Consider the following 22,122-nt stretch of genomic DNA (forward strand, 5'->3'; position numbering starts at 1 on the left):
ACTTCCGATCGGAAGTTCGACTATGGTCTGCTGCCACCTTTCCCCAGGTGGCCGGTTTTGCTCTGTTACTGTGAATGTTTTACAAGCCATTCATCAATCAACGGATACGTTCCATTGATTGCACGGCGTCCTGTGACGACAGAGACATGACCCGTTTTCATGACATGGTACTCTTTGTTTTTGCTCGACACTTTGCCATTGATCGGCTCCGATTGGTTCGGTGAGACGATATTGTCGAATTCGCCTGCGATGTTCAACAGGTTCGCCTTGATCTGGGATAACTCGACTTTACGGCCTCGGATGTACAATTCATCCCGGATCAATTTATTTTCCTGATAAAATTCGCCGATCCATTGGCGGTACGCTTCACCCGGGAACGGAATTCCGTCATTCAACCACTTCTGCATGAGCATCCAGTTATTGACGAAGCCCTCATTATCTGCTCGATCCGCCAAACTGACATACGGACCGTAGAAATTCGCAATCGGATTCAGCATTTTATTTCCAAAATCGATCATATCATGCGGCACCATTCCAAGCGTATCGACCACTTTATCCAAATTGAAATAGCGTTTATCCAAGAAATTTGTATACAGGCCCGCGTCAGCGAAGTCGAATGGACTTGTCATCAACACCAAATTGCGGATCGGTAACTGCGGATGCAACGCAGTGAAGATTGCCGTCATCGTGCCGCCCATGCAGTAGCCGAACATTGTAATCTCTTTCGCGTCGGATGTCTGCAGCACTTTTTTAACGGCTCTCGGAATATAATCCAAGATGAAATCATCCAACTTCATATGGCGGTCTTCGTATCCTGGTGTCCCCCAGTCCAACAGGTATACATCATGCCCTTGGTTTGTCAGATGTTCGATCAGGCTATTTCCCGGATACAAGTCCAGGATATACGGCTTGTTGATCAGCGCGTACACCATCAGGATCGGTATTTTATTCGTCTTTTTGACAGCCGGTTGATAGCGGTAGAGCTTCGCTTTGTTTTTCGTCCAGATGACCTCTTTCGGCGTTTGCCCCACTTGCGGTTCCGGCTCTTTCGTCAGAACCTCCGTCATCCGTTTAAAACGCGTATAACTCTTCCGTACATCTTCCGGCATGGCATCCATCCAGTTTTCCACTTCTTTTACGTTGGAATAAATCATTGTTCTCCTCCTCCACAATTCCACTGACCTCCCCTGCATGGGAAGTCTTCCCTTCTCTGCTTCTATGGATTACTTCAGATTACATATAAAGCCCGCCATTCACATTGATCTGCTGGCCCGTGATATAGTCGGCTTGAGCAAGGAATAGTACGGCTTCCGCAACTTCCTCCGTTTTCCCTAAACGTTGCATCGGCACTTTCGATACGATCGAATCCAGGACGTTTTCCGGCATGGCCGCCACCATCTCCGTTGCGATGAACCCTGGGCAAATGGCATTGACCGTAATTCCACTCCGTGCCGTCTCCAATGCAAGCGACTTTGTGAAACCGAGCATTCCTGCTTTCGCAGCTGAATAGTTCGTCTGCCCGAAACCGCCGGCCTGGCCGATGATGGAACTGATGTTAATAATCCGGCCATACTTCTGTTCCAGCATATGGTTGATGACGGCCGACGTCGTATGATACACGCTGCTGAGGTTGACGTTGATCACTTCATTCCACTCTTCTTGGGATAGTTTACGGAATGTCCGGTCGCGCGTAATACCGGCATTATTAACCAGAATATCGATTTTGCCAAAACGGCCTTTTACTTCTTTGATGAACTCTTGAACTTCCTCCGCCTTTGAAACATCGGATTGGAAGGCAAATGACGTACCACCTTGTTCCTCAATCTCTTTTACAACGCTCTCCGCTTTTTCAAAGCCGGATACGAAATTGATGGCCACGATGGCGCCATTGCGGGCCAACTCCTTCGCAATCGCAGCGCCGATGCCACGTGATCCCCCCGTCACGATGGCGACTTGGCCTGCTAGCGGCTTCCCAGTTTCAACTGTCTGTGTAATTTCCAATGCGTTCAATGTCATCATGTAACACTTCCATTCTCTTTATTTAGTCTTAATAATGATGTCAGTGGAGCATCTGTCTTCCTGGTTGCTTGTTGCTGGCAACCAGAACCCCTTATTTCTTCGGTTGCGCTTCTGCAGCAGCTGGAGTGGATGGCTCAGCTTTTTGCTGATTCATCTTTTCCACCGCTTCCATGACAAGATCGAGTTTCTTATCAAGGTTGGATACGACTCTTCGCAATTGGGCAATTTCTTTCGCTGCATCCAATTTAGCGATTTCCTCGTCGAAACGATCATCCAAATTATCGACTTTCTCTTCCAAATTGATGATCAGCGATGCCACATCCGCGAGTTCCCCGCGCGTTGGCATATTGGCCTGTTTTAAATAAGATTCCGTCATTTTTTTAGCCAGTTCCTGAAATTGCAAATAATAATTTAGAGTTTCACCCATCCCTTCCGAGAAGGATTCTTTTTTCATCGATTGCTGGATGGCATCATTCCAATTGGCTTCTGTTTGTTCATAAATCGTTTTCCACATGGCGAACGGGTCAAATTGTAGTGTCTGTGACAAACATCTCATCTCCTTTAAAATTCACAGTTTCAGAGAGTAGTGGGGCATCTCCTGTGTTAAGTATAGGGGGACGTTCCAATTTAAGTCAACGAACGATAATGGACAAAAAACCCCATATTTCTACAATATGTCAGAAACTATTTTATTTAAAGAGTACCTTTTTTTCCACATTTACCTAGAAAAAACGTTCAAATCGTACTTAGTTATCTATAAATGAATACTATTCGATATATAATTCTGATAAATGAATACCTTTTTTCCTTTATAAATTCGACAAAATACTATGTCCATTCTGTGAAGTTCATAAATTTGTCAATTATCCTTTCTGATAAAATAGGTTTTCCCTTATTTAAAACTATTTGTACTTCTGTTCCGTTTACATTAAGAGAGGCGGTGAGTGAGATGGAGCAAATACAGATAGAGAAAATCATCGATGAGCATGGGGAGCATTTGATTCGGCTGGCGTATTTCTACGTCCGCGACCGGGAAACCGCGAAGGACATCGTACAGGAAGTGTTCATCACGTTATATGAAAAAGTGGATTACGAAGAACAGGGAAAATTGCGGGCCTATTTGACAACGATGACCGCAAACCGCTGCAAGGATCATTTACGCAGCTGGTCATTCCGTAACTTACAATTCAATAAGGATTGGATGGAACGAATACATATCCAGCAAGATCCGCTGATTTTGCAAGAAGAGAAAGCGGATATCGCAATTGCCATCTTGGAGCTGCCCATCAAATACCGGGAAATCATCCTGTTTTACTACTACGAGGAGTGCACGATGAAAGAAATCGCCCAACTCCTCGGCATTTCGGAAAATACGGTGAAAACGAGAATGACAAAGGCGCGGAAATTACTGAAGAAAGAACTGCAATCCGATTATTGGGAGGTGCTTTCCATTGAATGAAGTGAAAAAAAGTCTGCATGCTATCGTTGGAGACGTGTCCAAGGATAAGGAGGAGTTAAAACGGAACATCCGGCCGCCAGGAAAACCGAAAAAGAAAAACCTGTTTCCATACGTTGCTTCCCTCGTTGTCACGGCAGCCATCCTGTTCTTTGCATTCAATGTTTATCAAGGCAATCCGGTCAATTCGAACAAGGACCGGTATGAGGTTAATGAAACATACTATAACCTCATGTTGAAGACGGAATCTCTTGGCATTTCAGGGGAAGAGGCACGCTATCTCATACTTATGACCACTTTGCAGGCGGATGCTGTGATCGATTATGCCCGTTCGCTCGGCTTTACTGCGAACGCTGATGAATTAAGTGAAAAGGCACAGGATGCGAAACATTCCTTTTATGAAAGCATGACACCCGAGGAAATAGAAGAGATGGAACGGCAGCAGTTGGAGAATTTCGGCATCAGCTATGATGAATACTTCCAAAATATTAACCACCTAACCATCGAATATAATGAAGCGCTCGAATGGATAAAAGAAAATCCACCAGCTGAAGTAAAAACGAACCGTGAAGTTTTAGATGCCTTTATGGAGAAACACGAGAAGACGATCCAAGCTTTCATGGAGGACAAGCAGATTCCGCATTCCATCGACCCGGCGCTTATGTATACAGAGATCGAGGGCCTCGTCGCCGATATTCAAGGGGAAAAGATCCTCATCGTGCAAGGTCTGAATAAAGAAGAGATCGAAGAGAAACCGATGGAAGAAGTGATTGAAATGGGTTATGATTCCGCCTGGTTCACGATCGGTCGGGATGCTTCGCAGATTGAACCATTGCAGACAATCAAACTGACCTATGACCCCCTCTCTTATCCTGTCATCAATACAGAACCGAACGGACCTGGCAACTTACGGACTGTCCTGTCTTGGGAAATCATCGAACCTTAATGTTTTTCACAATTGCCCTTCCATACTATGGAACGGGCTTTTTTATGTTTGCACCCTTCTTATTTGGAAGATTTTTCTTGACTTCCTGAACACTTAGGTGTAAATTACACATATAGATATTTTGCAAGGAGAGTGGAGTGCGCTATGGAAAAATCACCCGACTCGAACAAAAATGAAAAAAGTGTGAATTTGGGGACGCCTAAAAATTTCCTCATTCCTTTAATGCTTCTTCATTTACGTGATTGGAATTCACATGGCTATGAATTGATGCAAAAAATTTCCCAATTCGGGGTCGATTCATTGGATCAAGGTAATTTTTATAGAATTCTTCGTCAACTGGAAAAGGACGCGATGGTGACTTCCGAATGGGACACGGAATCCGGGGGCCCAGCAAAACGGATTTATTCCATCACGAAAGCCGGAGAACAGTACTTGGAACTGTGGGCAGGTTCCTTGGGTCATTACCAGAAAATGCTGGACCAGTTCTTCAGCCTGTACAATCCTTTTTTCCCAACTTATTCCCGGAAGGAAAAAGACGAGGAACCGGACAACGAGTGAGCACAGCAACAATGCAGCACGTTGCATTCATATAAAGTTCCATCCGCGGATGGATATTATGTACAAGGAGGAATTACTGATGACGAAAGCAAAAGAAGTGAAACAGCCGGTGAATGAAGTGGATTTGATCTGGGAAGGGTGGTTGAACGGCTTCAAAACAATCCAAAACCTTCAACAGGACATTTCGGAGAGATCTCTCCAAGCGTTTGAAAATCAAAAAGAACTTCTGAATTCAACACGGGCCACACTAACTCAATTGGAAGCGGAATCGAATAAGATTTCAGAAGAATGGAAATCGAGCTTACAAAAGACGATGAAAGAATCGGATAAAGAGCGATACCTCCCCCTCGCTTCGACTTGGCTGAACCAGCTCGATGAAATCAATAGCACTGTGCAGGCCCTGTCCTGGACTCCAAGCAAAGTGATGTTGGACCTATTCTCCCAATCACAAGTACAGCTCGAATCCAATGTAAAAAATGTGCTGGACCAGCAACAGAAAGGCAATGCGGAACTTTTGAAATCCGTTGAAAAACTGACAGATCAATTGAAAGAGACACATAAAAAACTACTAGCAGGAATCTGAATAGCTTTCGCTACTATGTCAACCAACCAAAATACTGTTACTCAACCGAAAGGAAACATCTATCAGTGCCTACGTATGATGAAATCAGAATTGGCGATCGAGCCAGTTTCACAAAAACCGTTTCAGAGTATGACGTCTACCAGTTTGCCGGGGTGACTGGCGATTTCAACCCGATCCATGTCGATGCCGAATATGCTAAGAATTCAGTGTTCAAAGAGCGCATCGCCCATGGAATCCTGACAGCCGGATTCATTTCCAATGTGTTGGCGATGCAGCTTCCGGGCAGAGATACGATCTACCTATCCCAAAATCTGGCGTTTCTAGCTCCGGTGAAAATCGGCGATACGGTTACGGCAGAAGTGGAGGTACTGGAAAAGAAAGATTCCAAGCGGATCATCCGGCTCCGGACCATTGTCAAAAACCAACGGGATGAACTCGTCCTCGAAGGAGAGGCCGTTGTTATGAAATAGAAGAAACCCACTTGTCGATGCAAGTGGGTTTCTTCTATATTTACAGAGAGAAAGACAAGCTTCTGCCCCATTTCTTAAGCTACATTTCCAAATTGCGGATATCATTAATATCGTGGTATAATAATATAGATATAATGGTCGAGGAGTTCTATCGGGCAGTCAAGTTCAGCCTTCCGAATGCAACTCCTTTTCTTGTTGGCGCAGTTTTCAAATCAAGCCTTCGGCGCCCAACGGCCAATCGGTTGGCCTACCTTTACATCTGTCCTGTCTTGGATGAGCGGTCGGAAATCAGAACGCGGTTCGAGAAAAAGGATGACCGTCGAACCGAAAGAAAAATGGCCGAACTCTTCCCCTTTCACGGCAATTTTGGAAGCATTCCGGATTTGGACGCTATTGACATTCAATGCGCCGACTTTCACGATTGCCATATTACCGTAATTCGTTTCCATTTCAGAAATTAGCCGGTAGTTCGTCGCAAACGGCCGATCCCCCAACTGAAGACCGAGCTCATTCACCGGATAGGACACATTGCCGAGTGCATAGCGGGAAATGATGTCGCCATCGAATGGGTAATGGAAATGATGATAATGGCTGGGCGACAGATAGAGGATGTAGAAAAACCCGCCAGCATAGCGGTCCGCCTTTTGCTGGCTTCCGAAAATATCGGCTAGCTGATACGGCTGGCCTTTAATATAGAACTCTCGGTCTTCATTGACGGTGCCCATTCCATTGACGATGCCGTCGACAGGGGAAACTAACGTGTCCGGCGAAGGATTGATCACCCTGCTGCCCTCTTTCAAATTTCGCGTAAAGAAAGAATTCAGTGAATCATACGTATTGAGTGGCCGTTCCATCTCTTTCTCGTTAATTTCAAAATAGCGGGAGAAGGGCTGGATGAGCGGGCGGCTTATACCCGATCGAGTGAAGGTTTTCAAGATGGAAGAGGAGAGCGGACGACCAGTTAGCTCCACAAATGCTTTGAACAGTTTTCGTTGGACCATGTTCAGTACCTCGCTTTCTATGGAATATAACGTAACTATACTTTAAGGAGGAAACTTATGTTTTTACAAAAAGCATGGGATCTTTATTTACCAAAAATGAAGATGCAGTTGGCGAATGCCATTACACTCACCAACCTCAGTTTCGGAATCATAGCTATTATACTAATAATCAACGACCTTAGCCACAAGAGCCTTGTTTTCATCTTTCTGGCGGCGCTGTTCGACCGTTTCGATGGCATGGCAGCGAGACACTTCCATGCAGAATCCCAGTTTGGCAAGGAGCTTGACTCGTTATGTGATCTCGTTTCATTCGGTATTGCCCCAGCCTTGCTCATATACAAGCTGGCCTTTTCCGCCATGCTCTGGGTCGGTATTGCAGTGACCATCTTTTACATTTTGGCAGGGGCTGTCCGCCTTGCACGCTACAATGTGAAAGAATTCGATGGCGCGTTCCGCGGATTGCCGATCACCGCAGCAGGTGTCCTGCTGACGCTGAGCTATTTCATCTATCCGTACGTCCAAGACGGCGTGCTCATACTCTTTATGCTGCTATTATCCTTTTTGATGATCAGCAATGTCCACATTGCGAAAGTGTGATTTATATGATTAGTAGATAATTAAGTTACTTTTAACATAAAGTTTATCATTTGTGAAACATTACAAAATCCCATGGGAAAGCGCTTTGGCGGCCTTCCCATGGGATTCTCTTTTTAAAGAGTAATAAGTGAAATTACCAATTTTCACTAAGTTCACGACGAAACAAAAACAACCAGACAGGATGTTTTTACGGTTATTGATGACAACCTCTATCTCCCTATATTCATGGATAATTTAATTAGACTGCTACATTGGCTTTTTCAAGCTCTTCAATCAGCATCGGAATGACTTCGAACAGATCGCCGACAATTCCATAGTCCGCCACTTTGAAGATGTTCGCCTCTGGATCTTTGTTGATCGCCACGATGATTTTGGAGTTCGACATCCCTGCCATATGTTGGATCGCCCCTGAAATTCCTGCCGCTATGTACAGATCAGGTGTAACCACTTTCCCCGTTTGGCCGATTTGCAAAGAGTAATCGCAGTAGTCCGCGTCACATGCCCCACGGGATGCGCCTACCGCACCGCCTAACAGATTCGCAAGCTGCTGCAGCGGCTCGAAGCCTTCCGCGCTTTTTACACTGCGGCCCCCCGCCACGACCACTTTCGCTTCCGAAAGATCCACGCCTTCCGACGCCTTGCGGACGACTTCCGAGATGACCGAGCGAAGGTTCGCGATTTCGACCGAAACGGAAGAGACATCGCCCGTACGGCTTGCATCATGGTCAAGCGGCGCAATGTTGTTCGGACGGATCGTCACGAAGAGGAGACCTTCCTTGTTTTTCACTTTTTCAAATGCTTTACCGGAATAGATCGGGCGGATGAATGCAGCAGCGTCGCCTTCCCCTTCGATCGCCGTCACGTCGGAGATCAGGCCGGATTCCAATTTACTCGCGATTTTCGGAGATAGGTCTTTCCCGAGCGCCGTATGTCCGAAGACGATCGCTTCCGGTTTCTCCAGTTCGTAGACTGCCAGGAACGCTTGTCCATAACCGTCCGATGTATATTGTTTCAGATGCGGATGCTCCACTGTGACGACACGGTCCGCACCGTAGTGGATCATTTCCTCCGCCAGCGATTGGACGGAATCGCCAAATAGCACACCGACGACTTCCCCTCCGCCGGAAACTGTCTTCGCGGCTGCAATCGCCTCGAATGATACGTTACGCAAAGCACCTTCTCTTGCTTCTCCCAGTACTACCACTTTTTTAGACATATTGAGTCCCTCCTAATAGATACGATTCCATTCACCTGCTGAATTCAGATCACTTTCGCTTCTGTGCGGAGCAAGTTGACAAGCTCCTTCACTTGATCGGCTACATCGCCTTCCAACACACGGCCCGCAGCCTTTTGCGGAGGCAGGAAGATTTCGACGGTTTCCGTTTTCGGTTCCACGTCATCCTCGTCGATGTCGAGGTCGTCGAGCTCCAATTCATCTAGCGGCTTCTTCTTCGCCTTCATGATGCCTGGCAAGGATGGGTAACGTGGCTCGTTCAAACCTTGTTGTGCTGTCACAAGTAATGGCAAGGATGTCTCGATCGTTTCCGAGTCCCCTTCCACGTCACGCACAATTTTGACGGATGTCCCCTCGACATTGAGTTCCGTGATCGTCGTCACATAATTGATGCCGAGAAGTTCCGCAACACGCGGGCCGACTTGGCCGGATCCGCCATCGATTGCGACGTTTCCTGCAAGGATGATGTCCGCTTCCTTGTCTTTCAAGTATTCCGCCAGGATTTTAGCGACCGTATACTCGTCCATTTCATCCAGATCGTCTTCTGTATTGATGAGGACCGCTTTGTCCGCGCCCATCGCAAGTGCTGTACGAAGCTGCTTTTCCGCTTCTTCGTCCCCGATCGTGATGACCGTCACTTCCCCTTCATGGGCGTCCCGAAGCTGGATCGCTTCCTCGATGGCATACTCGTCGTACGGGTTGATGATGAATTCCGCCCCGTCTTCCGCGATTTTGCCGTTTGTAACCGTTATCTTTTCCTCCGTATCAAATGTCCGTTTCACTAATACATAAATGTTCATAGTGATTCCTCCCCTATCGTTTGCAGAATTGGACAGAGAACCAAGTCCTTTCCTTGGTTCTCGGCTCATTACTTATATTGCATGTTTTCCACCATCGTTGTAATTCCCAGTCCTCCCGCAATACAGAGTGTGATGATGCCGTATTTCACATTGCGGCGTTGCATCTCGTATAATAGTTTTGTCATCAAGATTGCACCAGTCGCTCCGATCGGATGGCCTAATGCAATGGCACCTCCATTGACATTCACTTTATCGATATCAAGATTAAGTTCTTTTATGACAGCCAAAGCTTGCGCCGAAAATGCTTCGTTCAATTCAATCAAATCGATATCATCAATAGACAATCCACACTGCTGAAGAGCTTTTTTGGTAGACTCTACAGGACCGATTCCCATGATTTCGGGGGATACGCCACTCGCTGCTTGCGCGATGATTTTCGCTTTCGGCGTAAGCCCATATTCTTTCATCTTTTCTTCTGACATGAGCAGCACGGCGGCAGCTCCGTCATTCCGTCCACTCGCATTGCCCGCTGTGACTGAACCGCCTTCTTTGAAAACGGGTTTCAACTTTGCCAATTGTCCGAGTGTCGTTTGTCTCGGATATTCATCCACTTGAAACGTCACTGTTCCTTTTCGTTTTTTTATTTCAAATGGAATGATTTCATCCGCAAAACGACCTTCTTCGATTGCTTCCGCTGCAAGCTGCTGGCTGCGCAAAGCGAACATATCTTGTTCTTCACGTGTAATGCCGTATTGCTCTGCCAGAATTTCCGCGGTATATCCCATTGTCAGATTGCCGTACACTTCAATCGGTTGGGAACACGGTTGGCTTTCCGTATTCGGATCTAGGAGCAGCCCGTTTCCAGCTCCATATCCAAATCGAGCATTTCGCAAATAATAGGGGGCAGTGCTCATGCTTTCAGCTCCGCCTGCAATGATGACATCCGCCAAGCCAAGACGAATTTGCTGATCCGCATTATGGATTGCCTGCAAGCCTGATCCACACTGGCGGTGCACCGTATAGCCCGGTACGCTGACAGGTAGATCCGCACGCAAAGCGGCAAGCCTCGCCAAATTGGGAGTATCTGTACTCTGTTTTGCCTGACCCAAAATGACTTCATCCACCGCGGCTTCCACTTTTATCCGTTGAAGGACTCCTCGGATGACGGCTTCTGCCAAGTAATCGACGGTGACATTTTGCAAGGCCCCTCCCATCTTACCTATTGCAGTTCTGACCGTTTCTACAATAAATGCGTTACGCATTCCCCACCTCTTCCTTTCATAATGAAACGATTAATAGTCATAAAAACCGCTACCGCTTTTCTTACCTAAACGACCCGCCTTTACATACTTCACAAGCAGAGGGCAAGGCCTATATTTTTCACCGAGAGTTTGATATAAATATTCCATGTTCCGTAATCTTGTGTCCAAACCTACCAAGTCAGCGAGCTCTAAAGGACCCATCGGATGATTTAATCCCATCATCATCGCCTTATCAATATCCCTGGCAGAGGCAACGCCTTCCATCAACATGTTCATCGCTTCGTTTCCTATCAAACAATTCATTCGGGAAGTAACAAAACCCGGAAACTCATTTACTTCAACGTACTCTTTATTCAAAGAATTGCAAATGCGCTTCACGAAATCAACAGTTTCATCTGCCGTTTCTAAACCTCTTATTAATTCAACCAGCTTCATTTTGTGAACTGGATTGAAAAAGTGCATGGCAATTACTTGATTCGGACGTTTTGTTTGAGCCCCAATTTCAGTTGGGCTAATCGTTGATGTATTAGTCGCCAATATGGTATCAGACTTGCAAAGAAAATCTAATTTTTTAAATAAATCAATCTTCAAATCGATTCTTTCAAGGACCGCTTCGATGATCAAATCGGCATCCTTAACAGCGGATGCTAAATCTTTGTTATATCTCAAGTTTGCTTTTGCCTGCTGATAACCGCTTTCTGACAAATATCCTTTCCGATAGCTATTCTTCAACAACTCCTCAATCTCTTCCTTGGCATTTACCAAGGACTGTTCATGAAGGTCATTCAAATGTACTTGATGCCCGGAGATTGCACATGTGTAAGCAATCCCTCTCCCCATGACGCCTGCACCGACGACAGTTATTTGTACCATTTCGTTTCTCCCGCATCCAATATTTTTTCAGCTCATTGCTTCGACTTTGACAGCTCGCTATATTTCACTAAATAATCCATAATGTTGACCGCTTTTTCCGGAGTAGCGTAAACAGGCAGTTTTTCATCTGCGTAAATCTGCATAGCTTGAGGTGCAATTGAGTCTGCACCGAGCCGTCCAACGACAATCGGCTTATCACTTTGTTTATAAATATCAATAATGGCTCTGGCAATAATGGAAGCCCCCGGATCGGCATTCGTTGTCAACATGATCAGAATGCCGCTAATATCAGGATCTTTATCTAGCGCGTTCACAACTTCTTTGAACATTTCAGGCTTTGCAATGATTTCCGCCGTGACATCAATCGGATTTTGGGAAGACCCGAAAGGAGGGATGAGTTTTTGTATTTTTGACATAGTATTGGTGGATAGCTCAGGCACTTCCATCCCTTTCGCCGAACAAAGATCGGCTATAACACTACACGCACCGCCGGAAGCCGTAATCACTCCGATTTTATTCCCCTTCGGCAAAGGCTGGACGTCCAGCGCAATGGCTGTATCAAGCATGTCTTCAATATGCTCGATTCTGAGAGCGCCGTATTTACGGAATGCAGACGTGTAAACGGCATCATCTCCCGCCATACTCCCCGTGTGGGATTGAACAGCTCTTTTTCCTACTTCTGATTTTCCTGTTTTAAATACAATGACAGGCTTTTCATTCTTCCTTGCCTTACTGACCGCTTTTTCAAACGCCGTCGCATCTTGAAGCCCTTCCATAAAAATCGCGATCACTTTCGTTAGTTCATCTTCCGCAAGGACTTCGACAAAATCCGAACTATCCAAGTCGGCTTCATTTGCAATGCTTATCCATCTGCTAAACCCAATTCCTTCTTCCCAAGCTCGACTCAATAGCGCGCTGCCCATTGCACCACTTTGAGAAATAAAGCCAATATTGCCTAGCACTTTCATTTCCGATTCCAATGCAGCCCCAAAAGCTGTGTAAATCTGCTTAGATGGGCTCGCGATTCCGATTGAATTGGGGCCAAGGAGGCGGATATCCCCTTCTTTTGCAATGGAGAGTATTTCTTCTTGCAGGCGTTCCCCCTCTTCCCCGATTTCGGCAAACCCTGAAGAGTAGATGATCGCCGCTTTGATTCCTTTGACAATACATGATCGTAAAACATCTGGAACGAGTGGCGCAGCGACGATAATACAAGCCAGATCAATATCGGCTGGAACATCTTTCAAATCGGGATACGCTTTATACCCTTTAATATCGGATGCCTTTGGATTGATAGGATATAATTCACCAGGGTATTTATTTTCTACAAGATAACGGAACAATCTTCCTCCGTTCTTTTTCTCATCCTGAGAAGCCCCGATAACTGCAATCGACTTTGGGTTCAGCATTTTATCCACATTTGTAAGGGAACGTCGCTTGCCTTTTTCATCCGAATCATGCCCCATTGCTATTCGGACATCACAAATTGTTGCTTCGCCTTGAGTAAATATGACGGGATTCAAGTCCAACTCATCAATATGCGGATGCAGTTTCACTAAAGTATTCAATCCCATACAGATTTTCTTAAGAAACTCTTCATTTATGCCCGCCTCACTCCGATAGCCTTTCAGAATCGGATAACTCTTTAATTCCCTTACCATTTCTTCAATATCCGATTCAGTTACAGGCATCATCCGCAACGCATAGTCCTGAATTACTTCTACAAGAGTCCCACCCGCCCCAATGACAAGCTGATGCCCAAAGATTGGATCTTTTTTAATACCGATTATAAGTTCGATCCCTTTGGCGGCCATCTTCTGCACAAACACACCTGCTATTGACGCATTCGCATTAAAGCTAGCGGCATTCGCAAGGACAGCTGCATATTCCCTTTTTAAATCGAGATCATTCGTAACATTCAACCGGACGACTCCTGCTTCGGATTTATGAATAATGTCTTTGGACATGCCTTTCAGGACGACCGGATAACCTATATCATTCGCAATTTTCATCGCTTCTCGTTCATTTTTTGCAAAACCCGATTCGGCAACTGGCAAGCCCAAATCCCGTAGAAGTTTTGTACCTTCATGTTCCATCAGGAAATACGGTGTTTTATTTTCAGTTTCCTTGTGTAACAAACTGCTTTGATTCATCCTTGGCACTCCTCTCCCCTTGTTTTGCTCTCTGGCTGAAACGCATTTCAAATACGTCTTCTGCTATTTTGTTCTTCAACATTTCAGGAGTTCCCCCAGCAATCATCCAACCTCGTACTCTTCTGAAGATGTACTCCAACGGATAATCCGTGGAATAGCCGTATCCTCCGAAAATTTGTACCGCCTCATGGGCCACTTCGAAAGCCGAGACGTTGATGTAAGCTTTGGCGATCGATGTTTCGAGTGGGCTTGGTGCCCCTTTATCCGCATTTGTTGCCGCGCGATACAGAAGCAATCTTCCCGCGTCCAACTTCATTTTCATCTCAGCGACCTTCCATTGAATCCCTTGGAATTCTGCTAAGGACTTTCCGAATTGTTTCCTCTCTTTGGCATGCTCCACAGCAAGGTCGAATGCCGCCTGCGCCAAAGCTAGAGAACGTGCGGTGTTCCCCATCCGTTCGATATTGAACATTGTGAACAGCTTACGGAAACCGTCTTCAGGTATTAAAATATTCTCCACCGGAACCTCACAATCTTCAAAGTAAAGAGCACAATGCTCTTCCCCTGACATATGAGTTTCTGTTTTTCCTAAAACAAAACCGGGTGAATCCCTCTCAACTAAAATAGCGCCTGATGATTTGACCCCTTCACCGAAACGGACCCATACGACATAATAGCTATTATGAGGTCCGTGTGTATTGAACACTTTCGATCCATTGATGATCACCTTATCTCCTTCGATACGCGCCTTTGTTTCCAGATCCGTAGTTGCCGATCCTGCATTTGGTTCTGACATAGCAACAGAAATCAATTTTTTCCCGGCAAGAATATCTGGCAGCACCCGACCTTTCAGCTCTTTGGAGCCAAATGTAGCTAACTGGCGGATAGCTCCAAAATTCCCTACTTGAAACATATCAGCCGTACTCGGGCAGACCTTCGCGATTTCTTCCATAACAATAATCGCATCAATGAGCGGCATCCCTTGCCCGCCATCTTCTTCAGGAATGGTCATTCCCATCAATCCTTGTTCCGCCAAAATCTGAGCATTCTCCCAAGGCACTTCTTTATCCCGAATCCACGTGTACGCTTTTGGCCCAAATTTCTCCTTGGCCAGTTGTTTCGCCCACTTTCTCAGTTCTTCCTGTTCTGTTGTAAGATTGAAATCCATATCGACATCTCCCTTTAAATTTTTTAATTTGCATCAGTTCCAACTTGGTGTCGGCTCAATCACCCTAATTCAGCAGCATTCAAAACCTCCATACATGCACCCCCTCAATGATTTGCTGAATATAGCCCAAAGATGGGATGCTTCACTTAATTAAATGCAATAACCGTGCCAACTCTTTGATTTCTACTAAAAAAATAGTTTTATTGTACCTTCCACCCGTATTGACCGTTAGATACCCTACGCTATCAGAGGCTACATTTTTTGGCGGAAAGCTGTTCTCCATGACTACTCTCTACATAGGTTCCGCTATCCTGTTTACCTTCCAATTAACTAGCATTCTGTGATGCCATCATTACTACCAACACTCCAATGTGGGGAAAGAATTCATTTCAACATATATAAAACAGTTTCTTTCACCTGTTTCATGCTTTCCATTTATACAGGTTAAATAAAAAACAAAGGTGTTCGTATTCTGAACACCTTTGTTAACCTTTAAATCTATTTTTATATGTCATATAGAAAATCCATATCATTTATGAAAGTTTGCATGGACTCTAAAAATTTTTCCGTTTTTTCACTCCCTAAAATAGGTTCACAATTATGAAGGAACTTTGCCTCGATCTGCCTGTCCGATAAAGGTGTAGAAGGCTCTCCCGATGGATTATCCAAAGCTGCTTTTATCGTCCTCCCGTCATCCATCACAATTTCAACTTTTGCCGCCCTTTTTTTCGGATAGTCCTTATCCGCTTCCTCGTCTATATATATTTCGATTTTATCGCATATTTCCCAAACCTGCGGCTCTACACTTTCCGGCTTGAAACTATCAACTTGAAGAGTGTCGTTCAGTAAAGCGACGGCGATGGAATAAGGTAGACTCATTTGTGCGTCAAGTAAGTTTATACAGTGTGTATGATTGTGCAATGCAGCAATCTGATTAACGCCGACCCTAATATTTTGAACTGCTGAAAGATCGATTATCTCCCTCTCTTTTATTTTAAATATACAGTCGATCGCCACATGCAAGTGACGACAACAAGGATACGGCTTAAAGTAAATATTCATAATTTCCAGTGGCATATCCGATTCCTTTTGTAACGCTTCCGGGTTGATTTGATTGTCGGCGAACGCCATGAAAAAACCATTTTCTTTCTCTAGAATAGTTGCTGGACCGGTCAGACCAGCTAGCGCAAGCTCCGCAGCTCTAATGCCGTCTTGTGCTGCTTGCCCGGGATGAATTCTCTTCACTTCGGAACCAGAACCTAAAAAAGCAAAAATACCTCCGCAAAAACTGCCAGCAATCCCAAAAGCATTACGGATTTGATGTATATTGGAACAATATAAAAAGCTGACAGCAGCCGCAGCGCCAAATATACCGGTGATAGGTGTGTTATGAAACCCTTTTTTTCTGGAAACTGGATGAATGGCAGCTGCAAGTCTCAAAGCGATTTCGTATCCGACAACAATTGCCTTTATCGTTCGCATAGGCTCTGCTTTTATCGCCTCCGATACGGCAAACACAGCGGGGAGCACAGCTGCACCAGGATGTGTAGATCCGTATGTATGGCCATCATCAAAATCCAGCGCATGTGCACTTGTTCCATTTATGAACGCTGCATTTGTTTTTGACAATAAATAAGGTGAACCAATGACGTTTATCTGCCCCTTCCCTTCATTTTCAAGTAGATAGTTCAACACCTTTTGACTTGTTTCACTCATAGAACCGGTGATCGCCGCGCAATAATAATCAATAATCACTTTTTTCACTTGCCGCAATTCTCCTGATGATAATTTTCTATGTGAGAATTCCTCCACAAATAAAGCCAATTTTTCCGTAATGCCTTTTTCCAATAATTGAATGTCACCCATATGTCCTAGTCCCTCCTCAAATTTTCATCATTTTAGATATACCATTTGCAGTAAATGCTCCGAAAATCAAAAGCAGCGAATTCATAAAAAAGATAGGTCCTAGACCGATGAAACTACTTATGCCCGCGAAGGCAAAAGGCACAATTGTTTGCGCTAAACGGTTGGAAGCTAGACGGACACCGAGGACTTCCGCTGATCTCCCGGCTGGCGAGAACGTATACGCTAAAATAATTGTCAGCGGCTGAGTAACACCCAACCCTGTTCCTAAAATGAAAGCGAATAAAAAAATTGCGGCAAACCCATGCAAAAAAGGGATCATTCCATATCCGAAAGCACCAATCAACATAAAAATCCATAAAATTGTTGTAATACCGAATTTGTTTACCAAATGAGGCATGAAAATTCGGACTAACGCATTTGCGGTAGCTTGTGCTGATAAAGCCCAACCAATCTCGGATAGGCTCAGCCCCAATGATTGGGCAAGCAACGGAAAATATACATAAAAAATATCTAATGCAGAGAGGACGATCATACTTACTAATAAAGACGAGCGGAGACCTGAGATTTGAAACAATTCTTTAACATTACTTTTCCCCTCTAAAGGCTCACTTTGTTGATTGACATTTTTGTTAACTATATAAAAGGACAAAACGAGCGCAATCAAGGGAACAAATGCCAATAGCAAATAGGAAGTTTGGAAACCAAAATGTTCTGTCGCATATCCCCCAAGTAAAGGTCCCAACAACATACCGGTTGATGAAAATAGACTGAACGATCCTATGGAGCTATTTATACTTCCACCTTCGGAAGATTTAGCAACCCCATTTTGAATGGCAAGAATGGCCATCAACTGAGAAATCCCAAGTAGTAGTTGAGAAAGGTATAAAATGCTGGTATAGGGAAAGAAATAAGGCAAACAAAGGGAGAGAAAGATTCCGACAGATCCTAACGCTAAAGGGGGACGCTCCCCGTAACGATCGATGTAGCGGCCTGCAAAAATAGCTAACAGTAAAGGCAGAATCGAGAAACAAGCAGTAATCAATCCGATTTCGATAATGGATGCTCCCAATTGTTTAGCAAACAACGATGTCATTGGACGAGCAGCAAAAACCGGAATGAAAATAAAGATTGTCGCAGCCAAAAAAGGATTTAATTTCATCATCAACCACTCCACCACAATGGCTTGGCGCCATCTTATTCAATTAGTAAAAGAACCACAGATTGTCGATACTATCTGCGGCTCTTTTACATTTTTATATGAGCGTATTTTCGGATTCCCCTTTTTTAGAGGAAACTACAGTACCCGACTCGAATAACCCTTTTTGGACAGCAGTTCGATTCTTTATCAAAGTAATACTCAATAATACTACTAAGAGAATCAAACCTATTAGATCAGTCAATAAATTAGCAGAAATCAATAGAATAGAAGTTGCAAAGAACAATATACGTTCGATGATATTTAATTGTCCTTTTAACCATCCCGTTAAAGAAGTTGCTAGTACAAATACGCCAACAATTGCCATAAGCAATGCCCAAAGAATATTGCTTACAGAACCTTGTGCTAATAATTCTGGCCCATAAACGAACATATAAGGTATCAAGAAAGCAACTAACCCAATCTTTGCCGATCTCACGGATGTTTGTAATGGATTACTTCCAGAAATCCCTGCCGCCGTATAGGAAGCCAAAGCGACAGGCGGAGTAATGGGAGCCAAACAAGAGAAATAAAAGACAAACATATGAGCAGCTAACACGGGCACCCCTAGTTTAATTAATGCCGGAGCCGTTAATACTCCGAGCAAAATATAAGCCGCTGTCGGAGGAAGCCCCATCCCCATTATGACGCAGGCCACCATCGTAACGAGCAACGTTAAAAACAGGGATGATTGACCCAGATTTACCATCAACGTTGTTAATGTAACCCCAATACCCGTCAAATTAATGACTCCGACTACAATTCCAGCTGTTGCACAAGCCACCGTAGTCAGTAGCATTCCCTTCGCCCCGTCCATCAAAGCATTGGAGAGGAATTTCCAATCAACTGTTTTAAAATAAAAAATGATATACGTGGATACGAGCGCAACAATTGACCAAAAAGCGGAAAGCATTGGGGAAACTTGGACAATCACTAGTAAATATACAAGGGTTCCAAGGCCGATATAAAGATGAAAACCTTGAACGAACGTTTCTTTAAACTTTGGCAGCAACTCTTTTGGCAAACCTTTTAGATTATCTTTTGCAGCTTGCAAATCAACATAAAAGTAAACAGACAAATAATATAAAATAGCCGGGATTGCGGCAGCTATTATAATTTGAGAATAGGAAATACCCGTCATTTCCGCCATCACAAATGCGCCTGCCCCCATGATTGGTGGCATGAGGGATCCGCCCGTCGATGCAACCGCTTCAATAGAAGCCGCATCTTTTGGCTTATACCCCAATTTCTTCATGAGTGGAATCGTAAATTGCCCCGTTGAAGCCACATTCGCTACCGGGCTACCAGAAACTGTTCCCATTAAGGCACTGGAAACGACCGCAACTTTTGCGGGACCTCCCCGGTATCTCCCTCCAAAAATATAGGCAAGATCAATGAACACTTTTCCTGCTCCTGTAGCGTTCAAAAATGCCCCAAAAATAACGAATAGAGCAACAAATGTAGCGGCAATGCCTAATGTCGTTCCCCATAACCCTTCGGTGGACATGTATACGAGCGAAATAAATCGATTGGTGGACATATTTGATGATTGGAAAATCCCGGGGAACAGCCCACCAAAATAGGAATAGAAGATAAAGAAAGCCCCAATCATGGATAATATTAAGCCTGCTACACGTCTGGTTGCTTCCAATACCAGAATAATTGTGACTACGCCGAAAAATATATCATAAGCGTTAGGATTTCCTACTCTAAAAAGGAGATCTTTGTAAGTTAAAGCAATATAAATACCCGAACCAATCGCTAGAAAAACAGCTCCAATGTCTATCCATCTCCATTTTAGGGAAGTGTGAATTGGATACATCAAAAACACTAAAACGAGAACTAAAGTTAAATGGAAACTTCTTTGAAGCATCGGGGTAAATACTCCAAATCCCCCTGTGTATAATTGAAAAAGTGACAAAATGATTGTGACCAAAAAAATGAACTTTGTAATAGTTTTTCCATATCCTTTTACAGTTTCTTTCTCCATCTCTTTCACTCCCTTAACAATAAAAAAGGGGCATGCCCTTTTTTATTCATTTATTAAGTACTCCCTGCTCTTCATAATACTTTACGGCCCCTGGGTGCAACTCAATCGTATTATTTGGAGCCGTCTCTATTGTGACTTCTTTCATTGACTCGTGAGCTGCATGAATATCATCAATATTCTCAAATACCTGTTTAACAAATTCATATACTATTTCTTCATCTACATCTGCACCGACAACGATTTGTGTATTGACAGCAAGCGTTTTTTTGTCTTCATCCACACCGCTATACGTATTGGCTGGAATAGTTTCCGCATATATTGCCGAGTTTGATTGATTAATTTTAGATGCTTCCTCTTCCGTGATGGTGATCAAGTCAATCTCTCGTACACTTGCCAATTCTTGGACTGCGGGCACCGGTACCCCTGCCCAGATGAATGCCGCATCAATTTGTCCGTCCTTCATTCCTTCCACCGCTTCTGCAAACGATAAATATTGCTGCTTAACGCCCGAATCATAAGGTAGACCTAATACTTCCAATACTTCTTTACTTTTTACTTCCGAACCGCTTCCCGGTGCTCCAACCGCAACTTTCTTTCCTTGTAAATCTTGGAATGAGGAAATTCCTGAGTCCTTTAAGACAACCAGAGATAGTGGTTGAGAATACATGCTAAAAACTCCTCTCAACAAATCCTCTCGCGATTCCCCTTCAAACTCGCCTTTCCCTTCATAAGCCCCTACTGCACTATCTCCACCAACTAATGCAAATTCGACTTCCTTATTATCTAGCAAACGAATATTTTCAACCGATCCCCCAGATGCTTGGTTCGTCACGTTTAAGATTTCGCTATTATTGTTCAGCACTTGTGTTAGCGCTGCCCCTATGGCATAAAATGAACCGCTTGTTCCAGCAGTGGTTAATGTATAATTTGTTTTCGCATCTCCATTGGCATCTGCATTTCCACATGCCACTAAAAAAAGAAGCATAAAAATAACCGATAATGCTTTAAGTTGTTTTTTCATTTTATTTCCTCCCTTTTCATGTAAGCGCAAACATTAGTATGAATCATTCTTACGCACAGTCATTTCGATACAAATGCTTCTAATGCTTGGGTATGTTGTACTGTCCCGCGCATTATCGCTTGCATTGCATTTTCTCTGGCCATCGTCTTTTTCAAGTTATCAATACTGTTAGAATTCATGATTTCCTTAGATGTAATAAAAGAATCGATTGGCCCTTTCGCTAGTTCTTCTGCTACAGCGAACCCTTCTTGAATCAATTCTCCCTTGGGAACTTTTTGGTTTACCATGCCGAATTGGGCAGCTTCCTCAACAGTTATCGTTTTTCCCGACCACATCCATTCTTTCGCTTTCCATTCACCGACAATACTCGGTAAGTAAAAGTGCAGACCAAGGTCTGGGATTAAACCGACATTTTTAAAAGAAAGAACAAGTTTGGTCTCCTCTTCTGCGAGAATAAGATCAGCAGCTAATGCAAGGCTTATGCCAGCCCCCGCCACATATCCATGGAGCATGCAAATGACAATCTTCGGTACTTCTCTAATCTTCTGAACAATTTTTGCAGACAAATCCATATTTCGTTTAATTTCCATCGGATCATATGGAGCAGCCATCGCTTTAATATCTCCACCTGCACAGAAGGATCGACCCTTTGCTGTGATGAGTATCACTTTTACTTCCTGCATTTTCTCGGTTTCATCCAGAGCTTTTAGGAGTTCTTCTTTTAATCTTTGACTCAAAGCATTCAACGATTTCGGTTCATTCAAATAAATAACAACAATTTCATTTCGTATTTCCAATAAAATACTGCTCACAACAGCAATGCCACCCTTCATTTTGAATTTTTTTTGTTACTCTTTATCTTGCAAGATTCATGCCAAAACATAATGGGCTAGTTATCACAAGTTTAAAAACCATTCTGTTAATTTTCAA

At 44.0% G+C, this 22,122-nt stretch carries 21 protein-coding genes; 6 read left to right on the plus strand and 15 right to left on the minus strand.

Going from position 1 to position 22,122, the window contains the following annotated elements; translation table 11 throughout:
• Positions 1 to 65: 65 nt before the first annotated feature.
• The 3 genes from phaC to MKY41_RS05880 all read right to left on the minus strand — a co-directional run bounded on the left by phaC (position 66) and on the right by MKY41_RS05880 (position 2,566).
• Positions 66 to 1,154, minus strand: coding sequence for a class III poly(R)-hydroxyalkanoic acid synthase subunit PhaC (phaC, locus tag MKY41_RS05870; RefSeq protein ID WP_340744153.1), 1,089 nt, complete (start codon positions 1,152 to 1,154; stop codon positions 66 to 68).
• Positions 1,155 to 1,233: 79 nt separating this feature from the next.
• Complete coding sequence (gene fabG / locus MKY41_RS05875; protein WP_340745643.1) at positions 1,234 to 2,016, minus strand: 3-oxoacyl-[acyl-carrier-protein] reductase; 783 nt, start codon at positions 2,014 to 2,016, stop codon at positions 1,234 to 1,236.
• A 94-nt stretch (positions 2,017 to 2,110) separates the two neighbouring features.
• Positions 2,111 to 2,566 (minus strand): polyhydroxyalkanoate biosynthesis repressor PhaR, encoded by a 456-nt coding sequence (locus MKY41_RS05880; RefSeq protein WP_340744154.1) that lies wholly within the window; start codon positions 2,564 to 2,566, stop codon positions 2,111 to 2,113.
• Between the two features lie 402 nt (positions 2,567 to 2,968).
• Between MKY41_RS05880 and MKY41_RS05885 the strand changes: the two genes are divergently transcribed.
• The 5 genes from MKY41_RS05885 to MKY41_RS05905 all read left to right on the plus strand — a co-directional run bounded on the left by MKY41_RS05885 (position 2,969) and on the right by MKY41_RS05905 (position 6,032).
• Positions 2,969 to 3,478, plus strand: a complete 510-nt coding sequence (locus tag MKY41_RS05885) for a sigma-70 family RNA polymerase sigma factor (protein ID WP_340744155.1) — start codon at positions 2,969 to 2,971, stop codon at positions 3,476 to 3,478.
• On the plus strand, positions 3,471 to 4,421 hold the full coding sequence (locus tag MKY41_RS05890; RefSeq protein WP_340744156.1) for a hypothetical protein: 951 nt from the start codon (positions 3,471 to 3,473) through the stop codon (positions 4,419 to 4,421). The genes MKY41_RS05885 and MKY41_RS05890 overlap by 8 nt, the downstream gene beginning before the upstream one ends.
• Positions 4,422 to 4,565: 144 nt before the next feature.
• Positions 4,566 to 4,979 (plus strand): poly-beta-hydroxybutyrate-responsive repressor, encoded by a 414-nt coding sequence (gene phaQ, locus MKY41_RS05895; protein WP_340744157.1) that lies wholly within the window; start codon positions 4,566 to 4,568, stop codon positions 4,977 to 4,979.
• 79 nt (positions 4,980 to 5,058) lie between these two features.
• Positions 5,059 to 5,562 carry a hypothetical protein gene (locus MKY41_RS05900; protein ID WP_340744158.1) on the plus strand — a complete coding sequence of 168 codons (504 nt, stop codon included), beginning with the start codon at positions 5,059 to 5,061 and terminating at the stop codon, positions 5,560 to 5,562.
• Positions 5,563 to 5,627: 65 nt separating this feature from the next.
• Positions 5,628 to 6,032, plus strand: coding sequence for a MaoC family dehydratase (locus MKY41_RS05905; protein WP_340744159.1), 405 nt, complete (start codon positions 5,628 to 5,630; stop codon positions 6,030 to 6,032).
• A gap of 212 nt (positions 6,033 to 6,244) precedes the next feature.
• Here the strand turns inward: MKY41_RS05905 and asd are convergent, their stop codons facing one another.
• On the minus strand, positions 6,245 to 7,033 hold the full coding sequence (gene asd, locus MKY41_RS05910) for an archaetidylserine decarboxylase (protein WP_340744160.1): 789 nt from the start codon (positions 7,031 to 7,033) through the stop codon (positions 6,245 to 6,247).
• Between the two features lie 57 nt (positions 7,034 to 7,090).
• Between asd and pssA the strand changes: the two genes are divergently transcribed.
• Complete coding sequence (gene pssA / locus MKY41_RS05915; RefSeq protein ID WP_340744161.1) at positions 7,091 to 7,630, plus strand: CDP-diacylglycerol--serine O-phosphatidyltransferase; 540 nt, start codon at positions 7,091 to 7,093, stop codon at positions 7,628 to 7,630.
• A gap of 238 nt (positions 7,631 to 7,868) precedes the next feature.
• On the opposite strand, the gene MKY41_RS05920 is transcribed toward pssA, so the two are convergent.
• From MKY41_RS05920 to MKY41_RS05970, 11 genes are all read right to left on the minus strand, one after another.
• Positions 7,869 to 8,846, minus strand: a complete 978-nt coding sequence (locus tag MKY41_RS05920; protein WP_340744162.1) for an electron transfer flavoprotein subunit alpha/FixB family protein — start codon at positions 8,844 to 8,846, stop codon at positions 7,869 to 7,871.
• A 44-nt stretch (positions 8,847 to 8,890) separates the two neighbouring features.
• Positions 8,891 to 9,664, minus strand: a complete 774-nt coding sequence (locus tag MKY41_RS05925; protein ID WP_340743372.1) for an electron transfer flavoprotein subunit beta/FixA family protein — start codon at positions 9,662 to 9,664, stop codon at positions 8,891 to 8,893.
• A 68-nt stretch (positions 9,665 to 9,732) separates the two neighbouring features.
• Positions 9,733 to 10,926, minus strand: a complete 1,194-nt coding sequence (locus MKY41_RS05930) for a thiolase family protein (RefSeq protein ID WP_340744163.1) — start codon at positions 10,924 to 10,926, stop codon at positions 9,733 to 9,735.
• A 30-nt stretch (positions 10,927 to 10,956) separates the two neighbouring features.
• Positions 10,957 to 11,799 (minus strand): 3-hydroxyacyl-CoA dehydrogenase NAD-binding domain-containing protein, encoded by an 843-nt coding sequence (locus MKY41_RS05935; RefSeq protein WP_340744164.1) that lies wholly within the window; start codon positions 11,797 to 11,799, stop codon positions 10,957 to 10,959.
• Between the two features lie 32 nt (positions 11,800 to 11,831).
• Complete coding sequence (locus MKY41_RS05940; protein WP_340744165.1) at positions 11,832 to 13,952, minus strand: acetate--CoA ligase family protein; 2,121 nt, start codon at positions 13,950 to 13,952, stop codon at positions 11,832 to 11,834.
• Positions 13,918 to 15,120, minus strand: a complete 1,203-nt coding sequence (locus MKY41_RS05945) for an acyl-CoA dehydrogenase family protein (RefSeq protein WP_340744166.1) — start codon at positions 15,118 to 15,120, stop codon at positions 13,918 to 13,920. The genes MKY41_RS05940 and MKY41_RS05945 overlap by 35 nt, the downstream gene beginning before the upstream one ends.
• 504 nt (positions 15,121 to 15,624) lie before the next feature.
• Positions 15,625 to 16,986 (minus strand): MmgE/PrpD family protein, encoded by a 1,362-nt coding sequence (locus tag MKY41_RS05950; protein ID WP_340744167.1) that lies wholly within the window; start codon positions 16,984 to 16,986, stop codon positions 15,625 to 15,627.
• Positions 16,987 to 17,002: 16 nt separating this feature from the next.
• Entirely contained in the window at positions 17,003 to 18,148 is a 1,146-nt protein-coding gene (locus tag MKY41_RS05955; RefSeq protein WP_340744168.1) for an MFS transporter, read from the minus strand.
• A gap of 91 nt (positions 18,149 to 18,239) precedes the next feature.
• Positions 18,240 to 20,171, minus strand: a complete 1,932-nt coding sequence (locus tag MKY41_RS05960; protein ID WP_340744169.1) for a TRAP transporter permease — start codon at positions 20,169 to 20,171, stop codon at positions 18,240 to 18,242.
• Between the two features lie 46 nt (positions 20,172 to 20,217).
• Positions 20,218 to 21,192, minus strand: a complete 975-nt coding sequence (locus MKY41_RS05965) for a TAXI family TRAP transporter solute-binding subunit (protein ID WP_340744170.1) — start codon at positions 21,190 to 21,192, stop codon at positions 20,218 to 20,220.
• A 59-nt stretch (positions 21,193 to 21,251) separates the two neighbouring features.
• Positions 21,252 to 22,004: an enoyl-CoA hydratase/isomerase family protein gene (locus tag MKY41_RS05970; protein ID WP_340744171.1), complete on the minus strand. Its 753-nt coding sequence runs from the start codon at positions 22,002 to 22,004 to the stop codon at positions 21,252 to 21,254.
• Between the last annotated feature and the right edge of the window lie 118 nt (positions 22,005 to 22,122).

The sequence above is a fragment of the Sporosarcina sp. FSL W7-1349 genome, assembly GCF_038003045.1.
Classification (GTDB): domain Bacteria; phylum Bacillota; class Bacilli; order Bacillales_A; family Planococcaceae; genus Sporosarcina.

Bases quoted from the DNA above. Each gene is read 5' to 3' on its own strand.
- fabG (WP_340745643.1), bottom strand. From the start codon at position 2,016: ATGACATTGAACGCATTGGAAATTACACAGACAGTTGAAACTGGGAAG.
- MKY41_RS05885 (WP_340744155.1), top strand. From the start codon at position 2,969: ATGGAGCAAATACAGATAGAGAAAATCATCGATGAGCATGGGGAGCAT.
- MKY41_RS05940 (WP_340744165.1), bottom strand. From the start codon at position 13,952: ATGAATCAAAGCAGTTTGTTACACAAGGAAACTGAAAATAAAACACCG.
- MKY41_RS05930 (WP_340744163.1), bottom strand. From the start codon at position 10,926: ATGCGTAACGCATTTATTGTAGAAACGGTCAGAACTGCAATAGGTAAG.
- phaQ (WP_340744157.1), top strand. From the start codon at position 4,566: ATGGAAAAATCACCCGACTCGAACAAAAATGAAAAAAGTGTGAATTTG.
- pssA (WP_340744161.1), top strand. From the start codon at position 7,091: ATGTTTTTACAAAAAGCATGGGATCTTTATTTACCAAAAATGAAGATG.
- MKY41_RS05960 (WP_340744169.1), bottom strand. From the start codon at position 20,171: ATGGAGAAAGAAACTGTAAAAGGATATGGAAAAACTATTACAAAGTTC.
- MKY41_RS05935 (WP_340744164.1), bottom strand. From the start codon at position 11,799: ATGGTACAAATAACTGTCGTCGGTGCAGGCGTCATGGGGAGAGGGATT.
- MKY41_RS05945 (WP_340744166.1), bottom strand. From the start codon at position 15,120: ATGGATTTCAATCTTACAACAGAACAGGAAGAACTGAGAAAGTGGGCG.
- MKY41_RS05925 (WP_340743372.1), bottom strand. From the start codon at position 9,664: ATGAACATTTATGTATTAGTGAAACGGACATTTGATACGGAGGAAAAG.
- phaC (WP_340744153.1), bottom strand. From the start codon at position 1,154: ATGATTTATTCCAACGTAAAAGAAGTGGAAAACTGGATGGATGCCATG.
- MKY41_RS05950 (WP_340744167.1), bottom strand. From the start codon at position 16,986: ATGGGTGACATTCAATTATTGGAAAAAGGCATTACGGAAAAATTGGCT.
- MKY41_RS05965 (WP_340744170.1), bottom strand. From the start codon at position 21,192: ATGAAAAAACAACTTAAAGCATTATCGGTTATTTTTATGCTTCTTTTT.
- MKY41_RS05955 (WP_340744168.1), bottom strand. From the start codon at position 18,148: ATGATGAAATTAAATCCTTTTTTGGCTGCGACAATCTTTATTTTCATT.
- MKY41_RS05900 (WP_340744158.1), top strand. From the start codon at position 5,059: ATGACGAAAGCAAAAGAAGTGAAACAGCCGGTGAATGAAGTGGATTTG.
- asd (WP_340744160.1), bottom strand. From the start codon at position 7,033: ATGGTCCAACGAAAACTGTTCAAAGCATTTGTGGAGCTAACTGGTCGT.
- MKY41_RS05920 (WP_340744162.1), bottom strand. From the start codon at position 8,846: ATGTCTAAAAAAGTGGTAGTACTGGGAGAAGCAAGAGAAGGTGCTTTG.